Below are 16620 nucleotides of genomic sequence, written 5' to 3'. Positions count from 1 at the left end.
GCGATGCTGAGATCAACAATATCTGCGGTATCGATCATCATCACCAGATCATCTGGAAGGGATTTTATGCTTCGGTGGCTTCGATTTCAAACTACACTTATTGGAACAAATCAGTATCTTCAATAATTATGCTACATAGTAGTATACAGGAACTTCAGTGAAGTGATCCGGCTGTTGCTCATTGAGGATAATTGGCTGTAATTGCTCTACAGTTGATGGAGAAAAAAATTGTTCTCCTGCTTCCCCATACCTACCACCTGTGCTAGATATATTAATGTTCATTCCGTTTTCATGAATGAACCCTGTGACTTGCGCGATAGTTCCTGGCTAACGAAACAAAGCGATCGCAGCATTAATATGGACACGAGTGATGTTATCAGGTCTGGCTTCTTCACCTGAGTATTCAAATTATTCCATAGATACTTTCTGGCGATCGCTTCCTAGATTTTTCGCAACAATTCCCGAATAGCGATCGCACATTCAGGGAAGGCTAAAGGTGAAATTGTCACATCTTCTGCAAGTATGCTCTCGCTATGATAGCCGTCTAGACTGGGGAGACGATACATATACAACTTGCGTCCATTGACATCTAAAATCCAGTACTCAATAATACCTGACTTAGCATAAGCGATCGCTTTTACTTCTCGATCATATTTGAGACTAGAATCAGCTATTTCAATCAGTAAAAACACTTCGGAAGCATTGGGATGGTGATCCTCATAATCTAATGGATTCAGCTTCACCACTGAAATATCTGGTTCTGGTTCCGAATAATCATCAAGTTGCACTGGTGACTGGATTCTTAATAAAACTTTGTCATCCAAACGTTGACGTAATAACCTTTCTGTGCGGGTAATTGCTGATTCGTGAGCAGTTCCTTTTGCTGACATTTTGATGATTTGTCCCGCGATTAATTCTAAGCGTTCTTCAGGATGAAAAATTCCCGTTTCCGCCATTTTGTGATATTCTTGAACACTAATTAGGCGAATATTGGTAAGCATAAGATTCACATTAACGTCATAATATTTTATCCCGCAGATGTTTAATGCGATGTCTACAACGGGTTACGCTTACGCGCATGGAGAAGCTAACGGTTAGGCTTATCACTTCTTGCTAGCAGGTTGAACGCTAATTAGGTGAATATTCATGAGCAGAAGATTCACGTTAACTTCCTAGTATTTTATCTCGCAGATGTTTAGTGCGATCGCTTCAGCAAGTCATGAACGCCTCAAATCAACGGCGGCAAGCAACCTCGAACTCAGCATCAGCGATTTGTAACCATCTGCTGCAAGAGGGTTGTTGTGTCGATAGTTATAACTTACCAACTAACTTGTCGTACTCTGCATGAGTTCCGATCCAAAACCAAGAAATACCACCTCCTACTTCAACACCCAAAGCTCGATAGTCTAGCCCGGCTCGAACTGACCAATACTTTTTACCAATCTTTTTGAAGTGCAATGATGGATGAGACGGATCAGTTTTCAGAAGCTCGTAACACTGGTCTGCCGTATCCTGAACGGTTGCAGATAGAGTGTCATAACACTTCCAAAATCTTCGTGTCGTGTAATGCATTCTAGATTTCCCGGCAGTGACCCGCCTTGAATTCAACAATCGCTTCTTCTGCCAAAGCGTCTAATTTTCCGTCTGCGATGTCTTGCTCTAGCTGCTCATCCCAACGCTGGTAATCAACATCAAAGAACCACTGCTTGAGTCGCTGAAAGTCATCTGCTGGAAGCGTAAGAATCGCTGCTTCAATTTGTTCAAGGGTTGACATATTAGTTTCCAACTCTTCGATCTCGATCAAATTATAGCTTTGATGTAAAGAGCGATTCTCTCTATCTCAAATAGGCTAGTATTGCCAATCGTAATTACGGGTAACGATGCTCAGGTATTTTCTTCACGTATGATGACTTGTTCGAGCGAATCTTTCCCTTTCATGCTGCGATTAGCTGTAAGCAAAATCATCTGATTTTCGTGAGCTAATCGCCAAACAACGCTGTCATCACTGTTGATCGATAAATCCATTTCTGCAATTGTGATAAACTGACTTTTGGCCTGAACATCTATTAGGAAAGTTAGGAAAAAACAAAAATGGCAACTATCTACGGCACCACAGGTTCTGAAACAATAAATGGAACTTCGGGAAATGACATATTATATGGATGGGCTAGGGGTGGCAATGCTAATAGCCCGTCTGGTAATGACACCCTGAATGGCAGCTTTGGTGATGATATCTTAAATGGTGGTACTGGTAATGACAGCCTTCTCGGGGGCGCTGGCAATGATAGCCTGATTGGCAATAATGGCAACGACGTGCTGACTGGCGGCACCCGTAATGACACCTTAGAAGGTGGAGCGGGTGCTGACAACCTTTTCGGTGGCGCTGGCAATGATAGCCTGATTGGCAATGATGGCAATGATGTATTACAAGGTAATGCCAGTGATGACGCCCTAGTTGGAGGCTTGGGCAGGGACATACTTACAGGCGGAGACGGTGCCGATAGATTTTACTTTAATTCCCCAGATGAAGGAATTGATACCATCACTGACTTCTCATTCACAATTGATGAAATTTGGATTTCCGCCGAAGGTTTCGGAATAGATATAGACGCTCTCGATGCGATTACGAGTAATGTAATTTCAGGCGCACTGTTCGTTGAAGACACTCAGATTGCGACAGTTTCCTCTAGTCTCAGCTCAGTCGCGATTTCCTTTGGTGCCATCATCATTTTCTAGAAACCGTGTGTGCGGTTATGGCCTGTCACGAATCAGGCGATGCCTTCGGCGGGCTACGCCTACGCTAATTAGTCATTTGATTCCTTAGATGAGCTAGAATCCGTTTTATTTCAACGTTGCAAGCTACTATCTAACGAGCGTGATTTAATTCGTGGTCTAATTTATTACCACTGGTGGCCAGAAACAAACAACAATTTAACTGTGTGCATTTAACCGGATTTGATATTGGCGATCACACCAAAGAAAATTAGGACATGATCTTTGAGATTGTGATCAATCAAAAAAATCATGTTTTACATTCGCGCTTTGCCTTCGCTAGCTGCCCGAAGTTTTTCCCACGCGGCTCCCAAATTTTGACCTAATAACCTTTCTATACGGGTAATTGCTGATTCGTGAGCGTAAGATTCACTTAACGTCCTAGCATTTTATCCCGCAGATGTTTAATGCGATCGCGCAATTTTGCAGCCTCTTCAAATTCTAGTTTCTTCGCCGCTTCTTTCATCTGCGCTTCTAACAGAGTAATCAATCCTGGAATCTGTTCTAATGGCAGTTCATCTATATGTTCATCTACAACTTTTAAGTCAGTTGCATTTAACCGCCGAGATACATCTAAAAAAGCCAAAATCGCATTACTTGATTTTTTGACAATTGGTTGTGGTGTAATTCCATGCAGTCGATTATGTGCTGTCTGAATACCACGCCGTCTATCTGTTTCATCAATAGCTTTAATCATGCTACCTGTCAGATTATCGGCATATAAAATTGCTTGTCCTTGGACGTGACGCGCGGCTCTACCAATAGTTTGAATTAAGGAGCGCTCGGTTCGCAAAAAACCTTCTTTATCTGCATCCATAATTGCTACTAAGGAAACTTCAGGTAAATCTAACCCTTCCCGCAGCAAATTCACACCAACTAATACATCAAAATTTCCCTCGCGCAAGTTCTGCAAAATTTCAATGCGCTCAATAGAAGTAATCTCGGAATGTAAATACCTTACCCTTATACCGTGGTCTTGCAAATATTCTGTTAAATCCTCCGCCATTCGCTTAGTTAATGTAGTAATTAACACTCGTTCATGGCGATCGGCTCTATCTTTAATTTCTCCCAACAAATCATCAATTTGTCCTTCTGTGGGACGCACAGAAATTTCTGGATCAACCACTCCAGTTGGTCGAATCACTTGCTCAACTACATGATCTTCAGAAACTTCTAATTCCCAATTTCCGGGAGTTGCTGAAACAAAAACACACTGATTTACCTTTTCCCAGAATTCCTCGGCTTTCAAAGGACGATTATCAGCAGCACTAGGAAGCCGAAATCCATGTTCAATTAAAACTTTTTTTCTAGCTTGATCACCGTTATACATGCCTCGAATTTGTGGCACTGTAACGTGAGATTCATCTATAACTAGTAGCCAATCCTTGGGAAAATAATCAATTAAACATTCTGGTGCTTCTCCAGCTTGTCTTCCTGCTAAGTGACGGGAATAGTTCTCAACGCCGTTGCAGTAACCCACTTCGCGCAGCATTTCTAGATCATAGCGTGTACGTTGATCTATGCGTTGCGCTTCTAATAGTTTCCCAGCTTGTTCTAAGTCTAGTTTTTGCTGTTTTAATTCGGCTGCAATGTCATTACAAGCTACTTCTAACCGTTCTTCTGGGGTGACAAAGTGGCGTGCTGGGTAGATATTTACCGCTTCCAAACTCTTGAGAATTTCACCTGTCACCGGGTCAATATAGCGAATCGCGTCAATTTCATCACCAAAAAATTCGACACGAATAATTCGGTCTTCATAAGCTGGGCCAATTTCTAAGACATCACCACGGACGCGAAATTTTCCCCGACCCATTTCTATGTCGTTGCGGCTATATTGAACGTTTGCCAAATCCCGTAAAATTTGGCGTTGATTTACTTCCATACCTATCTGAAGGGGGATGGCAGCTTTCAGATATTCTGCTGGCATTCCTAAACCGTAGATGCAACTGATGGAAGCAACGACAATGACATCACGGCGTTCAAAAAGCGATCGCGTCGCTGAATGCCGCAACATATCTATTTCATCATTAATCGCTGCCGTTTTTTCAATATAAGTATCGGTAACGGGAATATACGCTTCTGGCTGATAATAATCGTAGTAGCTGACAAAATACTCAACTGCGTTGTTGGGAAAAAAATCTCGCAACTCATTACAAAGCTGGGCAGCAAGGGTTTTGTTATGCGCCAGAACTAAAGTAGGCTTGCCAATTTTCTCAATAACTGCTGCTACCGAAAATGTCTTACCAGTTCCAGTGGCTCCTAGTAAAGTTTGGTAACGATTACCCGCTTGGATACTAGCAGTAAGCTGTGCGATCGCTTGTGGTTGATCGCCTGTGGGACTAAAGGGAGCTTGAAGACAAAATTCTGTCATACAATTTTGCTGAAAATACCCTATCTCATGGTGACGATTCCGCCCTGTATCCATTGTAGCTGGGTTATTAGACCAAATAAATAGTAATAAATTTTTACAAAACTTATTTATTAAAATTTGCTTATGTATCAGTTTTAAAGATTCTTATATCTATATGAGGTTTTTTAAGGTTAAACTCTAAAAGTATATGGGAAAAAATTTCATCTTTCCTTAATTATTGTAAAATTCAATTAACAAACCAGAGGTTTTCGTTTATGACTATTAGCAACGCTGGCAAAGCAAGCAGTTCTCGGCAAAAGCATGCCAAGTCTACAGAGGAAGTTGAAAATCAACAAGACCAGAGCTTGAATGCTGATAAAGTCGATGAAGTTAATGAACTGCCAGTGGGAGCTTCTGGAACACTTGCCATTTCTGGAATTCGTCCCATAGGCGCTAGTGACTTAGAAGTTGCTGAACACCTTTCAATTTCTGGGGTACGTCCTGTTAGCACCAGTAGCTTAGAAGTAGTTGAAACCTATAACGCAATGGGTATTCGTCCAATTGGTGCTAATACGTTCCAAGTTGTTGAAAGTATGAATCTCTCTGGGGTTCGTCCGATTGGCTCAAGTTTATTGGTAATTGATGAAAGCTATTCCACCTTCGGTAATCGTCCAATAGCATCAAATGAGATTGACAATTCTGAAAACCTGATGGGTTTCCTAGATTAGAGAAATAAAATATCCCCATAACTTTATTAACCCAGTTTCTATACGAAGCTGGGTTTTTTATTTAACCAGTCAAAAGTAGAGATTACCATATTTGGACTTATTCTATGTCTTTTAGCATAGGTAGTTCAGCCATTATTACCTTAGTTGAGATTCCAACAATAGCCAAGATGCTTACTATAACTACTTTTCTTAATTTTTAATTTTTAATTTTTAATTTTTAATTGTTTAATATGCCTTGTGGTGGAAGGCTTTAGCAAAAAGTTTAAGTTAGTGTGTAAAGGTAATAACAAAATATTTCAAAGCTGTAAACAAACTTTGAAATAAATTTTTGATTAAATTAGGAGTACAAAATGAGCATAGAAGATCGCGCAAAAGCAGCTGCTAAAAATGTTGAAGGTAAAGCCCAAGAAGCTTTAGGAAATATCACTGGAGATCCAGAAGATAAAGCTAAAGGTAAAGCAAAGCAAGCTGAGAGTGAAGTACGTCACGGTATTGAAGACGTGAAAGATAATGTCAAGAAAAACATTGACTAATAAATAATCCAAATTTTTTGCAGAAATAGGAATATAAATGGGGTGGATTCCATTTTTGCAAAAAAGTATGAAGGATTGAAAATTCAAGTCTATACTTCTTTATTTTCCTTTTAGCAAGCTTGGAAAGTTAAAGAAATAGCTTGTGCAGACTTTTTTGTAGAGACGTAATAAATTACGTCTCTGCATTGAAAAATAAATGTATTACAAATAAGAGGAATAACCTTTATATATTCCAACTTTATAAATGCAAGCAATTAGTTTGAATATAAAACCTATTCTATCTGTTGTTTAAAGTGTTTTTTAGGAGGTAAAAAATGATACTGCTTCAGCAAAGTCGCAAAATATTGGCGACTTTCCTTTTAATCGGAGTACTGCTGATAACTACCGCTTGTGGTGGTACAAGTACAATGTCACGAGTTGACAGCTCAACTAATCCCTCAGCAATTGGTCGAGATGTAACTTATGCAGAGTTAGAGCGAGGCAATACCCCAGGAGGACAAACCTTTGGTAACTGGGTTGTCCAAGCATCTCAAGGATTAGTTCAGGACGCTTTTGTTCGTGATAATAACAAACTGGGTGTTGTAATTTCCCCTAAAGTTCGTCCGAACGAAGTGCGACCATTAGCAAAATCTTTAGTTCAAGGTTTTCATAAAAACTTTCCAAAACAAGATTTAAAGGTTTTAATTTACGCACCTGATAAGCAATTGATTTTGACTACTGAATATGACACTCAAACTAATCAAGTCAAGTATACCTAATTGCTGTATTTGCAATTAAAACTTGAAGATAGTTTGATGAATTTGGAATTAAGGCTTGGAAATATTAGCCATCCAAAGAGTTTGATAAAAAAGGAGATTATTAAAGTGGCAACCAGCGAAGATTACAAACGTCAAATAATGAAAGATTTGGCTAAAGGTGATGTTGAATCTCTGGATGATACTACAGCCGAATCAACGGCGGAATATCAAAATTTTGATGATTTTGCTCAACGGACAACACCAGACCAACGTCGGCATTTATTTGGGAAATCTTTACATCCCGATCGCATTCCAACTAGCCAAATGGAGCCAGAATTACAACAGGCGATCGCACAAATTAAACCCAATGAACGGGATGATGTAGCAAGAGCCTTTTTCAAACATTTGAAAGAAAGAAAACTAGACGAGAAGCATCTAGAGCAACAGTTGGGACTTTCTACACACCATGCCAGCCGTATGAGTGCTGATGATGTTAGCAAACTAGCGTCCTTTGTGTATCATAACCACCCCGACATTTTCCGCGAAGTGCTAGCGGAGCAACCAGGGATTATCAAGTTCCTCAGTAATCCTGTAGTCGCAGGTATTCTCGGAATTGCGGCGGCTAAATGGTTAGGTAGCCGCAAGTAACTTCTGAATTTTTAGTTTGGAGGATGAGTAAGATATTAGGTGGGTAATAACCCACCTTTATTTTTTGCTTATTAAAATGAGCCAGATAAGCGATCGCTCAATAGCGATAATATCTACGACAGAGCTAATACAGTACAGCAGGCGCAAAAATAAACATACCATTTGAAATGGTGCAAGACGCTCGGAATAAAATTATTTTGACTTTTGACTTTTGACTTTTGATTTCCGCCTTGCGGTAACTTTGCCCTGAAAATCATTCTAAATATCAAAAAACTGTAGTAATATACCACAGGCATTAACTATCTTTAGCTACATCTGATTGTTAACGCTGTTAAATTTACTGAGAATATACCGTGAGCCTAACTCTTTATTTCCTCCGGCACGGACAGACAGAATGCAGCCGCAATAATTCCTTTTGCGGTTCCATAAACTCAGAACTTACCCCAGAAGGGTTGGAAATGGCAAAGGCTTTTGCTGACGCATATAGTTCTATGAATTGGACAGCAATATTTTGTAGTCCAATGCAGCGAACTGTTTTGACAGCAAAACCTTTATGTGAAGCAATAAAGATAGAACCACAACTCAGAGATGGTTTAAAGGAAATTAACTATGGTGAGTGGGAAGGAAGAACGCCAGAAGTAATTAGTCGTGAATATCACGATGATTATATTCGCTGGTCAGCAGATCCGGCTTGGAATGCTCCTACTGGTGGAGAAATGGCTGTGACAATTGCTTCTCGTGCGTTGCAGGTAATTGAAGAAATTAAACAAAATTATAGTAGTGGTAATGTTTTAGTTGTTTCACACAAGGCAACGATCAGAATTATTCTGTGTAGTGTACTGGGGATTGATGTGGGACGCTTCCGTTTTCGTTTGGGATGCCCTGTTGCTTCAGTGAGTATTGTAGAATTTAGCTCACATGGGCCACTATTAAAGGTTTTGGCAGACCATAGTCATTTGGATAGCCGTTTGCGAAATTTACCGGGGACATGAGGGATTTAGGAGAGACGCGATTAATCGCGTCTTTACAATATTATTTTTACCCTTACTCTGGCTGGCTATCTGGCTCAGTGTATTTGCAGAGAACGTTTATTCCAATTTTGATAATATATAACACGACAATTGTGGCGATGTCTGCGACGGGCTACGCCTACGCCCCATCAATCGGGATGCCATGTACTGCTGCAACGGCAACCAGTGAGCCAATGATACTGTTGAGCAGAGAAGAACTACCAGGGTTATTAATCAATACAGTTCAGTTAAGCTTTTATTCTCTCCCCCTGCCTCCCCTGCGTCCCCTGCTTCCCCTGCCTGCCTTAACAGATAAATTTCCTTAACTGAACCGTATTGGGTTATTATTGTATTCTTTGATTTTGCCCCGTAAACCATCATCACCACATATTTCCGCGCGGATTTCGTCAAGGGTAAGTTGTAAGAGAGATTTTTTGCCCCGACTATAATCTGTTTTGCCGACTTTCTCTTGCCAGAGTTCATCAAAACTGGTTTCTAGATTGCCGTTGTGTTGTTGTAGGATAGTAAGTGCATGTTGTGCTGGGGTATCGTTTGGCAGAAGTTGCTGAAATTATTGGATTTCGACAGGGGTTAATTGGGCATTCATAATATATTTGACTTAATTATTTATGGAGTATTTGTTACTTCCTGAATCAACTCTTCAGGTGTGATAATTCTGGGAGTGTACCAACACTTGTTCGCTCGCCTCTAGAAAAGGTTCACGCTCAAGGGCATCATCTACAATGATGTTGGTGTCTAACAAGATTTTCACAGATTATGTTTCTCTTTTAAAGCTTCCCATCGGGCTTGGTCTGGGTCAAAGTCTGGTGGTGTGCGTGGTGCATTTTCAAATAGACCTTCAAATGCTTTGACTTTAGACTTTCTTCTCGGCTTTTCTGGCTGTGACTCAGTAGAAGTTTCCAAGGATGGAACTGGCTGCAAAATAATCACTTCCACTTTTCCAGGAGCAATATTTAAAGGTTCGTCAATAATTAAATGACCTGATTCATCAATTGTGGCGTTCAGCTTGTAGGCTTGCATACTTTTGCTCCTTTTTGTTTCTAGGATAGAACAGTGAGGTGGCGTTTGAACGGAGTGAAACCCAGCAATTACAAAACTTTGAGGTGTTGAGTTTCGTTCCTCAACCCAACCTACATTCTATTTACCAGAATCGGTGTTCTAGAAAATTACCTAGAGAGAATTTATTAGTTCTTAAATCAACAATCGCAGTTATAAATGAATGTCTTGTCGTCACCAACATTACAACATTAAGTCTTAACGCTATAACTTTAAGGCTTAACGCTATAACATTAAGGCTTAATGCTACAACCTTAAGGCTTAACCTTATAACATTGAGGCTTAACGCTATAACCTTAAGGCTTAACGTTACAACATTAAGGCTTAAGGTTACGGCATTAAGGCTTAAGGTTACAACTTTTTGACAAAAGCTTATGCGATCGCTCTTTAGGGTAGTGCGATCTATGCGATCGCTACCAATGCTTAAACAAAACTTATTTGAAGGGCTGCCAGATCCTCAACTTCTTGAAGAAGTGGGGGATCTGAATTAACCTAGCCCATCCTGCACCCAAGGTAGCGCAGTCGAAGTATGTCGGGCGTTGCATAAATGCAAGATGAATCGGCGCTTGAAACCATTGATAATTCGTTCCAAATTGGGCGAAATCATCCGATGATTCAGCAACGCCGTATGTCGTTCGCGCAGCGTCTCGTAGAGAAGTGCGGGCTAGATCTACGCATCTATTGTTGGGTGGGTTTAATGGCCTGAAATTCTAACTATTTTGTTGGAACTAGGATTTACGCACTGTACAAAAAAACTGGATTATGTATATTGTGCGCGATCGCGTGGAAACAGCTTTTGCGATCGTACTAACCTAATTAAGAGGATTTTGCTCATGTCTAGACTAAACGTTCCACCCAATTTCATCGGCACTGGGGGTGCAGATACTTTAATCGGAGAACAGTTAAATGCATCACCCGCAATTGGTATTGATATTTTAACTGGAGGTTCCATTCGTACACTTTCAGGAATAGACACGATCACTGGCATCGCTACTGGCGATAACGGCCCTGAACAGAGCAGCGACGGTGCTTCTGGGACAGGCATCGCTAACAGTGGCAGTATTGATGCAGGAGATGGAAACGACGCGATCGCTGGCACAGGCAACGGCGGCAGTGGCAGTGGCGGTCTCAATAACAGTGGCAATGGTGCTTTTGGAACAGGCATTGCTAACAGTGGCGGTATTAATGCAGGAGATGGAAACGACACGATCACCGGCACCGCTACTGGCGGCACAGGTGGTTCGGGTTACTTCGGCGGCAATGGCGGTAATGCAATCGGCATCACTAACAGTGGCAGTATTAATGCAGGAGATGGAAACGACGCGATCGCCGGCACCGCTACTGGCGGCGAGAGTGGTGGGGGTTTCGTGGGCGGCAGCGGCGGTACTGGGACGGGCATCGCTAACAGTAGCAGTATTAGTACAGGCTCAGGAAAAGACACGATCACTGGCATAGGGAGGGGCAACGACGGCGGCAGAGACGGCGGCGGTGGCGCTACTGGAACTGGTATCACTAACAGTAAGGAACTGGATACCGGAGACGGAGATGACACGATCATTGGCACAGGTACTGGCGGCAGCGGCGTTGTCGGCGACAGCGGCGGCAGCGGCGCTACTGGAATCGGCATCGCTAACAGTGGCAGTATTAATACAGGCTCAGGAAAAGACACGATTACTGGCACAGGTACTGGCGGCAACGGCGCCGATGGGTTTTACAGCGACGGCGGTGGCGGTACTGGAACTGGTATCACTAACAGTAAGGAACTGGATACCGGAGACGGAGAAGACACGATCACTGGCACAGGTACTGGCGGCATCGGCTATCGCGGTACTACTGCTGGAATCGGCATCCAAAACACTAAAGACGCCACCATTACTACAGGGTCGGGCAACGACACGATTATCGGTTATGGAAAAAGTTCTGAAAAAAACGCCACTAGCTATGGCATCTTCAACGATGGAGTCATTGAAACGGGCAAGAATTCTGACAAACTTACCGGACAGGCATCTTCAACAATTAGTGGTACTGCATACGGCATTTATGGACAAGGAATCATTAAGACTGGTGATGGGAATGACTCTATTATCGCCGCCAGTATCCTAGATGGAGTTCAACAAAAAGTCTCTATCGGTGGCGGGATCAAGATTGATCTCGGCACTGGGAATGACTACTTGAAAGGATTTGGCGTTGCAAGTGTTGATGGTGGTAAAGGTTTTGACACCCTGGATTTAGGCGCTTTCAATCGCTCCCAACTGATTGTATCTGGTGTTACTTCTGGCAATACCCTTGAAAGTGCCAATATCAGTTTCAACAACAATGGAAACACGATTACTTTGTCTACGACTGGCTTTGAGAAATTTATCTTTGCAGATAGCTCTTTTGGGTACAGCACTTTGGCAAACGGGGCATGAGGAGTGTTAATTCCTCTATCTCGTGTTTTAACCCCTGAGTGTTTAATTGAGTTTACGTCGCCTTCCAGTTAAGTTGATCCGAACTTTTTGAGGTTCTGCCTTAGCTTGTCGCTTTTTATGTCTCAATTTCTTTTGTTTGACTAATAAGAGAAATTGAGCATAGCTAATTTTCAATATTTGTTTAGTACGGTGGAGATATTTGTAAATACAGGGTGGGTTACACCGGGAGCAATGCGAAAATGTGAGATCATCGCTTTTTGAAGCAGGGGGAGCAGGGAGAGTAAAGAGAGAATTTAGTAACATGCGCTACTATAAATACTTCAAAATACACTTAATTTATTTTTCCTCCCCTGCCTCCCCTGCCTCCCCTGCTTGCCCACCTCACAAAATCGCATTGCTCCCGTTACACCTTCGTCGTAACCCACCATTGCTATCAAAGACTCTCGGCATAGATAATTTGGTGCATTAGCCTACCCTTCTCCTATCGGAGATGCTACGCGTAGCTTACTTAAGAGCAGGGGTACGGGAACGCTAAAAGCAAACAGCATAACACACCCGACAAAGATGCTTGGTATGATTTGGGTTTACGTGGCTTTTAATTCGGTACAGATACGGCCATAATTTACTCAAATTATCACTAAATTCTCTTATGCTGCCAGTTATTGAAAGCATTGTATTACGTCAAATGGCTTCGGGCGATCGCCTATCCTTACAACTTTACAAGTTCATTGGCGCTCAACCTGGTAAAAAAGTTTACATTCAATCTAATCTGCACGGTGCAGAAATCGCTGGTAATGCCGTTATTCACCAGCTAATTGAGTTTTTATTAACAATAAATGATACAGACTTAAGTGGAGAGATTTGGTTAGTTCCCGTTTGTAATCCAATGGGGACGAATGAACGCGCTCATCATTTTTCCCCTGGACGATATTGCGTTTATGAAGCCAAAGACTGGAATCGCATATTTTGGGACTACGAAAAAGAAGCTGATGATTTAGTAGCTTTTGCTAAATCTCAATTTGATATTGATATAAAGGTCATTCGACAAAATTATCTAACTATAATTAAGCAACAATTTGCGAAAGTTCTAGAAAAAATTAATTCTCCTGTTGGTGTTCCTTACACTGAAGTTTTTGCCTACAAGCTACAAAATCTCAGTTTAGATGCAGATTACTTAATTGATTTACATAGTTCTACAAATCAAGCTTTAGACTACGTTTATTACTTCCAAAATCGAGAAGATAGTGCAAAATACTTCCTACTTGATTTCGGAATATTGCTTGATAAATATGATGGTGATGCTTTTGATGAAGCTTTTATCAAACCTTGGTTAGCACTAGAAGCTTGTTTTAAAGATTTGGGTAGAGAAATCAAGTTTGATGTGGAAGCTTGGACGCTAGAATTAGGCTCAGGAATGCAAATGAACCCTGATTCAGTCGCTAAAGGTGTACGAGGTGTAAAAAACTATTTATCCCAAAAAGGTGTACTGCAAACTCTTAATTTATTGGATGACACAAAAACCCATGAAATGACTTTTGCATCTAGCAGCAACCGGAAAAAATATTATGCGATCGCAGGTGGTATGATTCAATCCAGAATAGAATTAGGTACTAAAGTCAAAGCTGGAGAAAAGCTGTATCAAATTCTCATTTTTAATAAAAAAGGTCAACTACCTATTGTAATTGATGTCTGCGCTCAACATGATGGATTAGTTTATGATGTCGCAACTAATCAAGCTGTAAATGAAGGCGAGTTTGTATTGGGAATTGTTAGCTAGGGGATAGCAAATATATCAAGTGATTTTAACAATTCGCAATGGGCTACGCCTTGCTACACTAACACAATTACGTTTTGTGATAGCGTTCGCCAAGCAGGTTTACCGGAGTAGATGTGGATATGGGCAATTGATCGCGTTTTGGGTTTTGTGGAGGTGCGATCGCTTTGTAGAAAATCAATTTAACTTCAACTACTTTGTTGCTGTTCCAACCAAGTTACTAAATCATCCATCTCAGACATTCTTAAGAGCGCTCTACATAAAGCCTCTAATTGTTCAATTTTAAAACCTTGAACTTTTTGATAAATTGATTCATCAATCTTACCAAAACGTTCTTCTAGCAGAGACAGACATAAAGAAAAAGCTTCTTGTTGTTTCCCCTGTTCTTGTCCCTTCTGCAAAATATCTTGATAAATTACTGATTCTTGCATAGTATCCTCACTTAACAATTGACGAATCAAAGTTTTGTCAAATCGCAAACCAGCTAAAATTTCTGTATACCCGGCAATATTTTGTTTTGTCTCCCTATCTGAAATTGTAGCCACTTTTTCAGCAACCTGGGACAATAAACCTTGTGGGGAATCAGTACGACTCAGAGTAGCCAGAGGTAATAAATTTGCATTATTTAAGAATACACTCGAATCTTGCTCCCACATCCGTATGACTTGATAGCGGTGTACTGTCGTATCATCCACATATTCTTGGGTAAAAGCAATTTCATCGCTTGTTTCTTGCAAAAAGATGACTACCTGCATAACTGGACATTTATACTGACGCTTTAATCTCACGGAGTAATCTAGCATTCGGAAGGTAATTGCAGGGCTAGACTGTGTTAAAGTTTGAAACTCAATATGCAGAATCATGTTTTTAGTTTGAATAAAAGTCACAGAATCTGCACGAATTGGTTCCAAGCTTAATTCAGTTTTTAGCACCTTTATATTTGTCGATTCTTCAGCAATTAACCACCGAACAAAATCTGCTGGATATTTTTCTGCCAGCAGCTTACAAACATTATCAAAACTCACAATATTAATAGACCTAATATTATGATTACATTACAGCTATTTTCAGGTAAATAAACCGCACGTTAGTGGCGCAAGGCTTTGCGCCACTACAATAAGGGTGGTTCAAATACATGAAATAGCATTTTTAATTTCCAACACCTGTACAATATCAAACTCTACTAAACTTTGTACTTTGATAGGCACAGCATAGCTGTGCCTGTACCATTTATGTTTAGTCTCCCAAATAAATACCCATACCACGAGCGGTTTTAACCAAAGTACCATTGGGATCGACGGCGCTATATTGAGCGATCGCTTCGGTAATTGGTACACTTAATACTTGGCGATTTTGCCAAGTCACCATGCGATCGTATTTATCCTCTGCAATTAGATTAACTGCCGCAACACCAAAGGCAGTTGCAACTAATCTATCTAGTGGTGAAGCAGTTCCACCCCGTTGAATGTGTCCTAAAACTGTGACTCGCGTTTCTACGCCAATGTGTTCAATAATTTTATCTGCTAAATATTCGCCAATTCCACCGTATCGAGATTGACCTAAGCGATTTGTAATTGTCACATTTTCCCCATCGTGGGTACGAACCGCTTCAGAAACAATTATCAAACAATAGTTTTTGCCTTTCTCTTGGCGTTCTTTAATTTTGTGGCAAATATGCTCAACTGTGTATGGGATTTCGGGGATTAAAATTACATTTGCTCCCCCCGCAATTCCCGCAGCTATAGCTATGTGTCCAGCATCACGCCCCATTACTTCTAAAATCATGACTCGGCTATGACTTGCAGCAGTAAAATGCAACCTATCTAATGCTTCTGTGGCAATATTGACTGCTGTATCAAAACCAATAGCATGTTCAGTAACACCAATATCGTTATCAATTGTTTTGGGAATACCTACTAGATTAATGCCGCCTTGTTGGGCGAGGCGACGGAGAATTGCCAAACTACCATCACCGCCAATACCAATCAAAGCGTCTAAACCTAGCTCATGATAACCTGCAATAATTTCTTCAGAGCGATCGCATAAACTTCCATCCGCCATTGGAAAAGCAAAAGGATCACCTTTATTAGTTGTCCCCAACATTGTGCCACCCGCAGTTAACAGCGAGTCAACTTGATCAACTTCCAATTTTGTAAATTGTGGGGGACGCGCCATTAATCCTAGAGTGGCTTGACGAATTCCCAAAACCTCCCAGCCGTAAGTATCCACAGCACAATTTACTACAGCCCTAATCACAGCATTTAAGCCAGAACAATCACCTCCACTAGTAAGAATTCCAATGCGTTTGGGTTCTCCCATATTTTTTATTGACATTTTGATCCAAATATATTGAGTAGTCAATGAAACTTAAGACATTAACAGCAGATTAAACCTAAGCAAATATGCTTCTTTTAAATGCCAAAGTAATTTTATGTTTGTTTTGTATCTAAAAACAAAACAAAGTTATCTTAGCTGTAAAATATAGGTGTAGAGCCAGTAGTAGATTAAACCTCGGCAAAAGCAATCCCTAAAAATACCAGGGGAATTTTATGCTTGTTTTGTGTTTAAGAAAAAACCAAG

The 16620-nt window shown here is 40.9% G+C and carries 17 protein-coding genes and 1 pseudogene; 9 read left to right on the top strand and 9 right to left on the bottom strand.

Annotation, left to right across the window (positions count from 1 at the left end; genetic code table 11):
* Window positions 1-126 precede the first annotated feature (126 nt).
* The 5 genes and pseudogenes from RMZ43_RS20465 to RMZ43_RS20445 all read right to left on the bottom strand — a co-directional run.
* Window positions 127-282, bottom strand: a complete 156-nt coding sequence (locus tag RMZ43_RS20465) for a hypothetical protein (protein ID WP_322655448.1) — start codon at window positions 280-282, stop codon at window positions 127-129.
* A 158-nt stretch (window positions 283-440) separates the two neighbouring features.
* Complete coding sequence (locus tag RMZ43_RS20460) at window positions 441-1001, bottom strand: Uma2 family endonuclease (RefSeq protein WP_322655449.1); 561 nt, start codon at window positions 999-1001, stop codon at window positions 441-443.
* A gap of 310 nt (window positions 1002-1311) precedes the next feature.
* The gene (locus tag RMZ43_RS20455) at window positions 1312-1572 is read right to left on the bottom strand and encodes a hypothetical protein (RefSeq protein ID WP_322655450.1); all 261 of its coding nucleotides are present in this window, start codon (window positions 1570-1572) and stop codon (window positions 1312-1314) included.
* A gap of 1 nt (window position 1573) precedes the next feature.
* Window positions 1574-1774 (bottom strand): hypothetical protein, encoded by a 201-nt coding sequence (locus RMZ43_RS20450; protein WP_322649782.1) that lies wholly within the window; start codon window positions 1772-1774, stop codon window positions 1574-1576.
* 113 nt (window positions 1775-1887) lie between these two features.
* Window positions 1888-2013 (bottom strand): annotated as a pseudogene (locus RMZ43_RS20445) (ACP S-malonyltransferase); the annotation flags it as partial.
* Window positions 2014-2091: 78 nt separating this feature from the next.
* Here RMZ43_RS20445 and RMZ43_RS20440 point away from each other — a divergent pair.
* Window positions 2092-2736, top strand: coding sequence for a calcium-binding protein (locus RMZ43_RS20440; RefSeq protein ID WP_322655451.1), 645 nt, complete (start codon window positions 2092-2094; stop codon window positions 2734-2736).
* Window positions 2737-3145: 409 nt separating this feature from the next.
* Here the strand turns inward: RMZ43_RS20440 and uvrB are convergent, their stop codons facing one another.
* Window positions 3146-5143 (bottom strand): excinuclease ABC subunit UvrB, encoded by a 1998-nt coding sequence (uvrB, locus tag RMZ43_RS20435; RefSeq protein ID WP_322649784.1) that lies wholly within the window; start codon window positions 5141-5143, stop codon window positions 3146-3148.
* A 254-nt stretch (window positions 5144-5397) separates the two neighbouring features.
* Here uvrB and RMZ43_RS20430 point away from each other — a divergent pair, with 254 nt between their 5' ends.
* The 6 genes from RMZ43_RS20430 (at window position 5398) to RMZ43_RS20405 (ending at window position 9104) form a co-directional block, all read left to right on the top strand.
* Window positions 5398-5850: a hypothetical protein gene (locus RMZ43_RS20430; RefSeq protein ID WP_322655452.1), complete on the top strand. Its 453-nt coding sequence runs from the start codon at window positions 5398-5400 to the stop codon at window positions 5848-5850.
* Window positions 5851-6200: 350 nt separating this feature from the next.
* Window positions 6201-6383 (top strand): CsbD family protein, encoded by a 183-nt coding sequence (locus RMZ43_RS20425; RefSeq protein WP_069070399.1) that lies wholly within the window; start codon window positions 6201-6203, stop codon window positions 6381-6383.
* Window positions 6384-6697: 314 nt separating this feature from the next.
* Window positions 6698-7141, top strand: a complete 444-nt coding sequence (locus RMZ43_RS20420; RefSeq protein ID WP_322649786.1) for a hypothetical protein — start codon at window positions 6698-6700, stop codon at window positions 7139-7141.
* Between the two features lie 105 nt (window positions 7142-7246).
* Entirely contained in the window at window positions 7247-7768 is a 522-nt protein-coding gene (locus tag RMZ43_RS20415) for a hypothetical protein (RefSeq protein WP_322655453.1), read from the top strand.
* 353 nt (window positions 7769-8121) lie between these two features.
* Window positions 8122-8760: a histidine phosphatase family protein gene (locus RMZ43_RS20410; protein ID WP_322655454.1), complete on the top strand. Its 639-nt coding sequence runs from the start codon at window positions 8122-8124 to the stop codon at window positions 8758-8760.
* Complete coding sequence (locus RMZ43_RS20405) at window positions 8757-9104, top strand: hypothetical protein (protein ID WP_428850904.1); 348 nt, start codon at window positions 8757-8759, stop codon at window positions 9102-9104. The genes RMZ43_RS20410 and RMZ43_RS20405 overlap by 4 nt, the downstream gene beginning before the upstream one ends.
* A 442-nt stretch (window positions 9105-9546) precedes the next feature.
* Here RMZ43_RS20405 and RMZ43_RS20400 read toward each other — a convergent pair whose 3' ends face one another.
* Window positions 9547-9819 (bottom strand): hypothetical protein, encoded by a 273-nt coding sequence (locus tag RMZ43_RS20400; RefSeq protein WP_322655456.1) that lies wholly within the window; start codon window positions 9817-9819, stop codon window positions 9547-9549.
* Window positions 9820-10688: 869 nt separating this feature from the next.
* Between RMZ43_RS20400 and RMZ43_RS20395 the strand changes: the two genes are divergently transcribed.
* Window positions 10689-12266, top strand: a complete 1578-nt coding sequence (locus tag RMZ43_RS20395; protein ID WP_322655457.1) for a hypothetical protein — start codon at window positions 10689-10691, stop codon at window positions 12264-12266.
* Between the two features lie 649 nt (window positions 12267-12915).
* The gene (locus RMZ43_RS20390) at window positions 12916-14043 is read left to right on the top strand and encodes a succinylglutamate desuccinylase/aspartoacylase family protein (protein WP_322655394.1); all 1128 of its coding nucleotides are present in this window, start codon (window positions 12916-12918) and stop codon (window positions 14041-14043) included.
* A 185-nt stretch (window positions 14044-14228) separates the two neighbouring features.
* Here the strand turns inward: RMZ43_RS20390 and RMZ43_RS20385 are convergent, their stop codons facing one another.
* Together RMZ43_RS20385 and RMZ43_RS20380 are read right to left on the bottom strand one after the other, a co-directional pair.
* The gene (locus tag RMZ43_RS20385) at window positions 14229-15065 is read right to left on the bottom strand and encodes a DUF4351 domain-containing protein (RefSeq protein WP_322655393.1); all 837 of its coding nucleotides are present in this window, start codon (window positions 15063-15065) and stop codon (window positions 14229-14231) included.
* A gap of 211 nt (window positions 15066-15276) precedes the next feature.
* Window positions 15277-16359, bottom strand: coding sequence for an ATP-dependent 6-phosphofructokinase (locus tag RMZ43_RS20380; protein ID WP_100900632.1), 1083 nt, complete (start codon window positions 16357-16359; stop codon window positions 15277-15279).
* Window positions 16360-16620: the final 261 nt, after the last annotated feature.

It is taken from the genome of Nostoc sp. CmiVER01, assembly GCF_034531135.2.
Lineage (GTDB): Bacteria > Cyanobacteriota > Cyanobacteriia > Cyanobacteriales > Nostocaceae > Nostoc.
The sequence above is the reverse complement of the archived record's forward strand: the minus strand, read 5'-3'. Positions and strand labels throughout refer to the sequence as shown.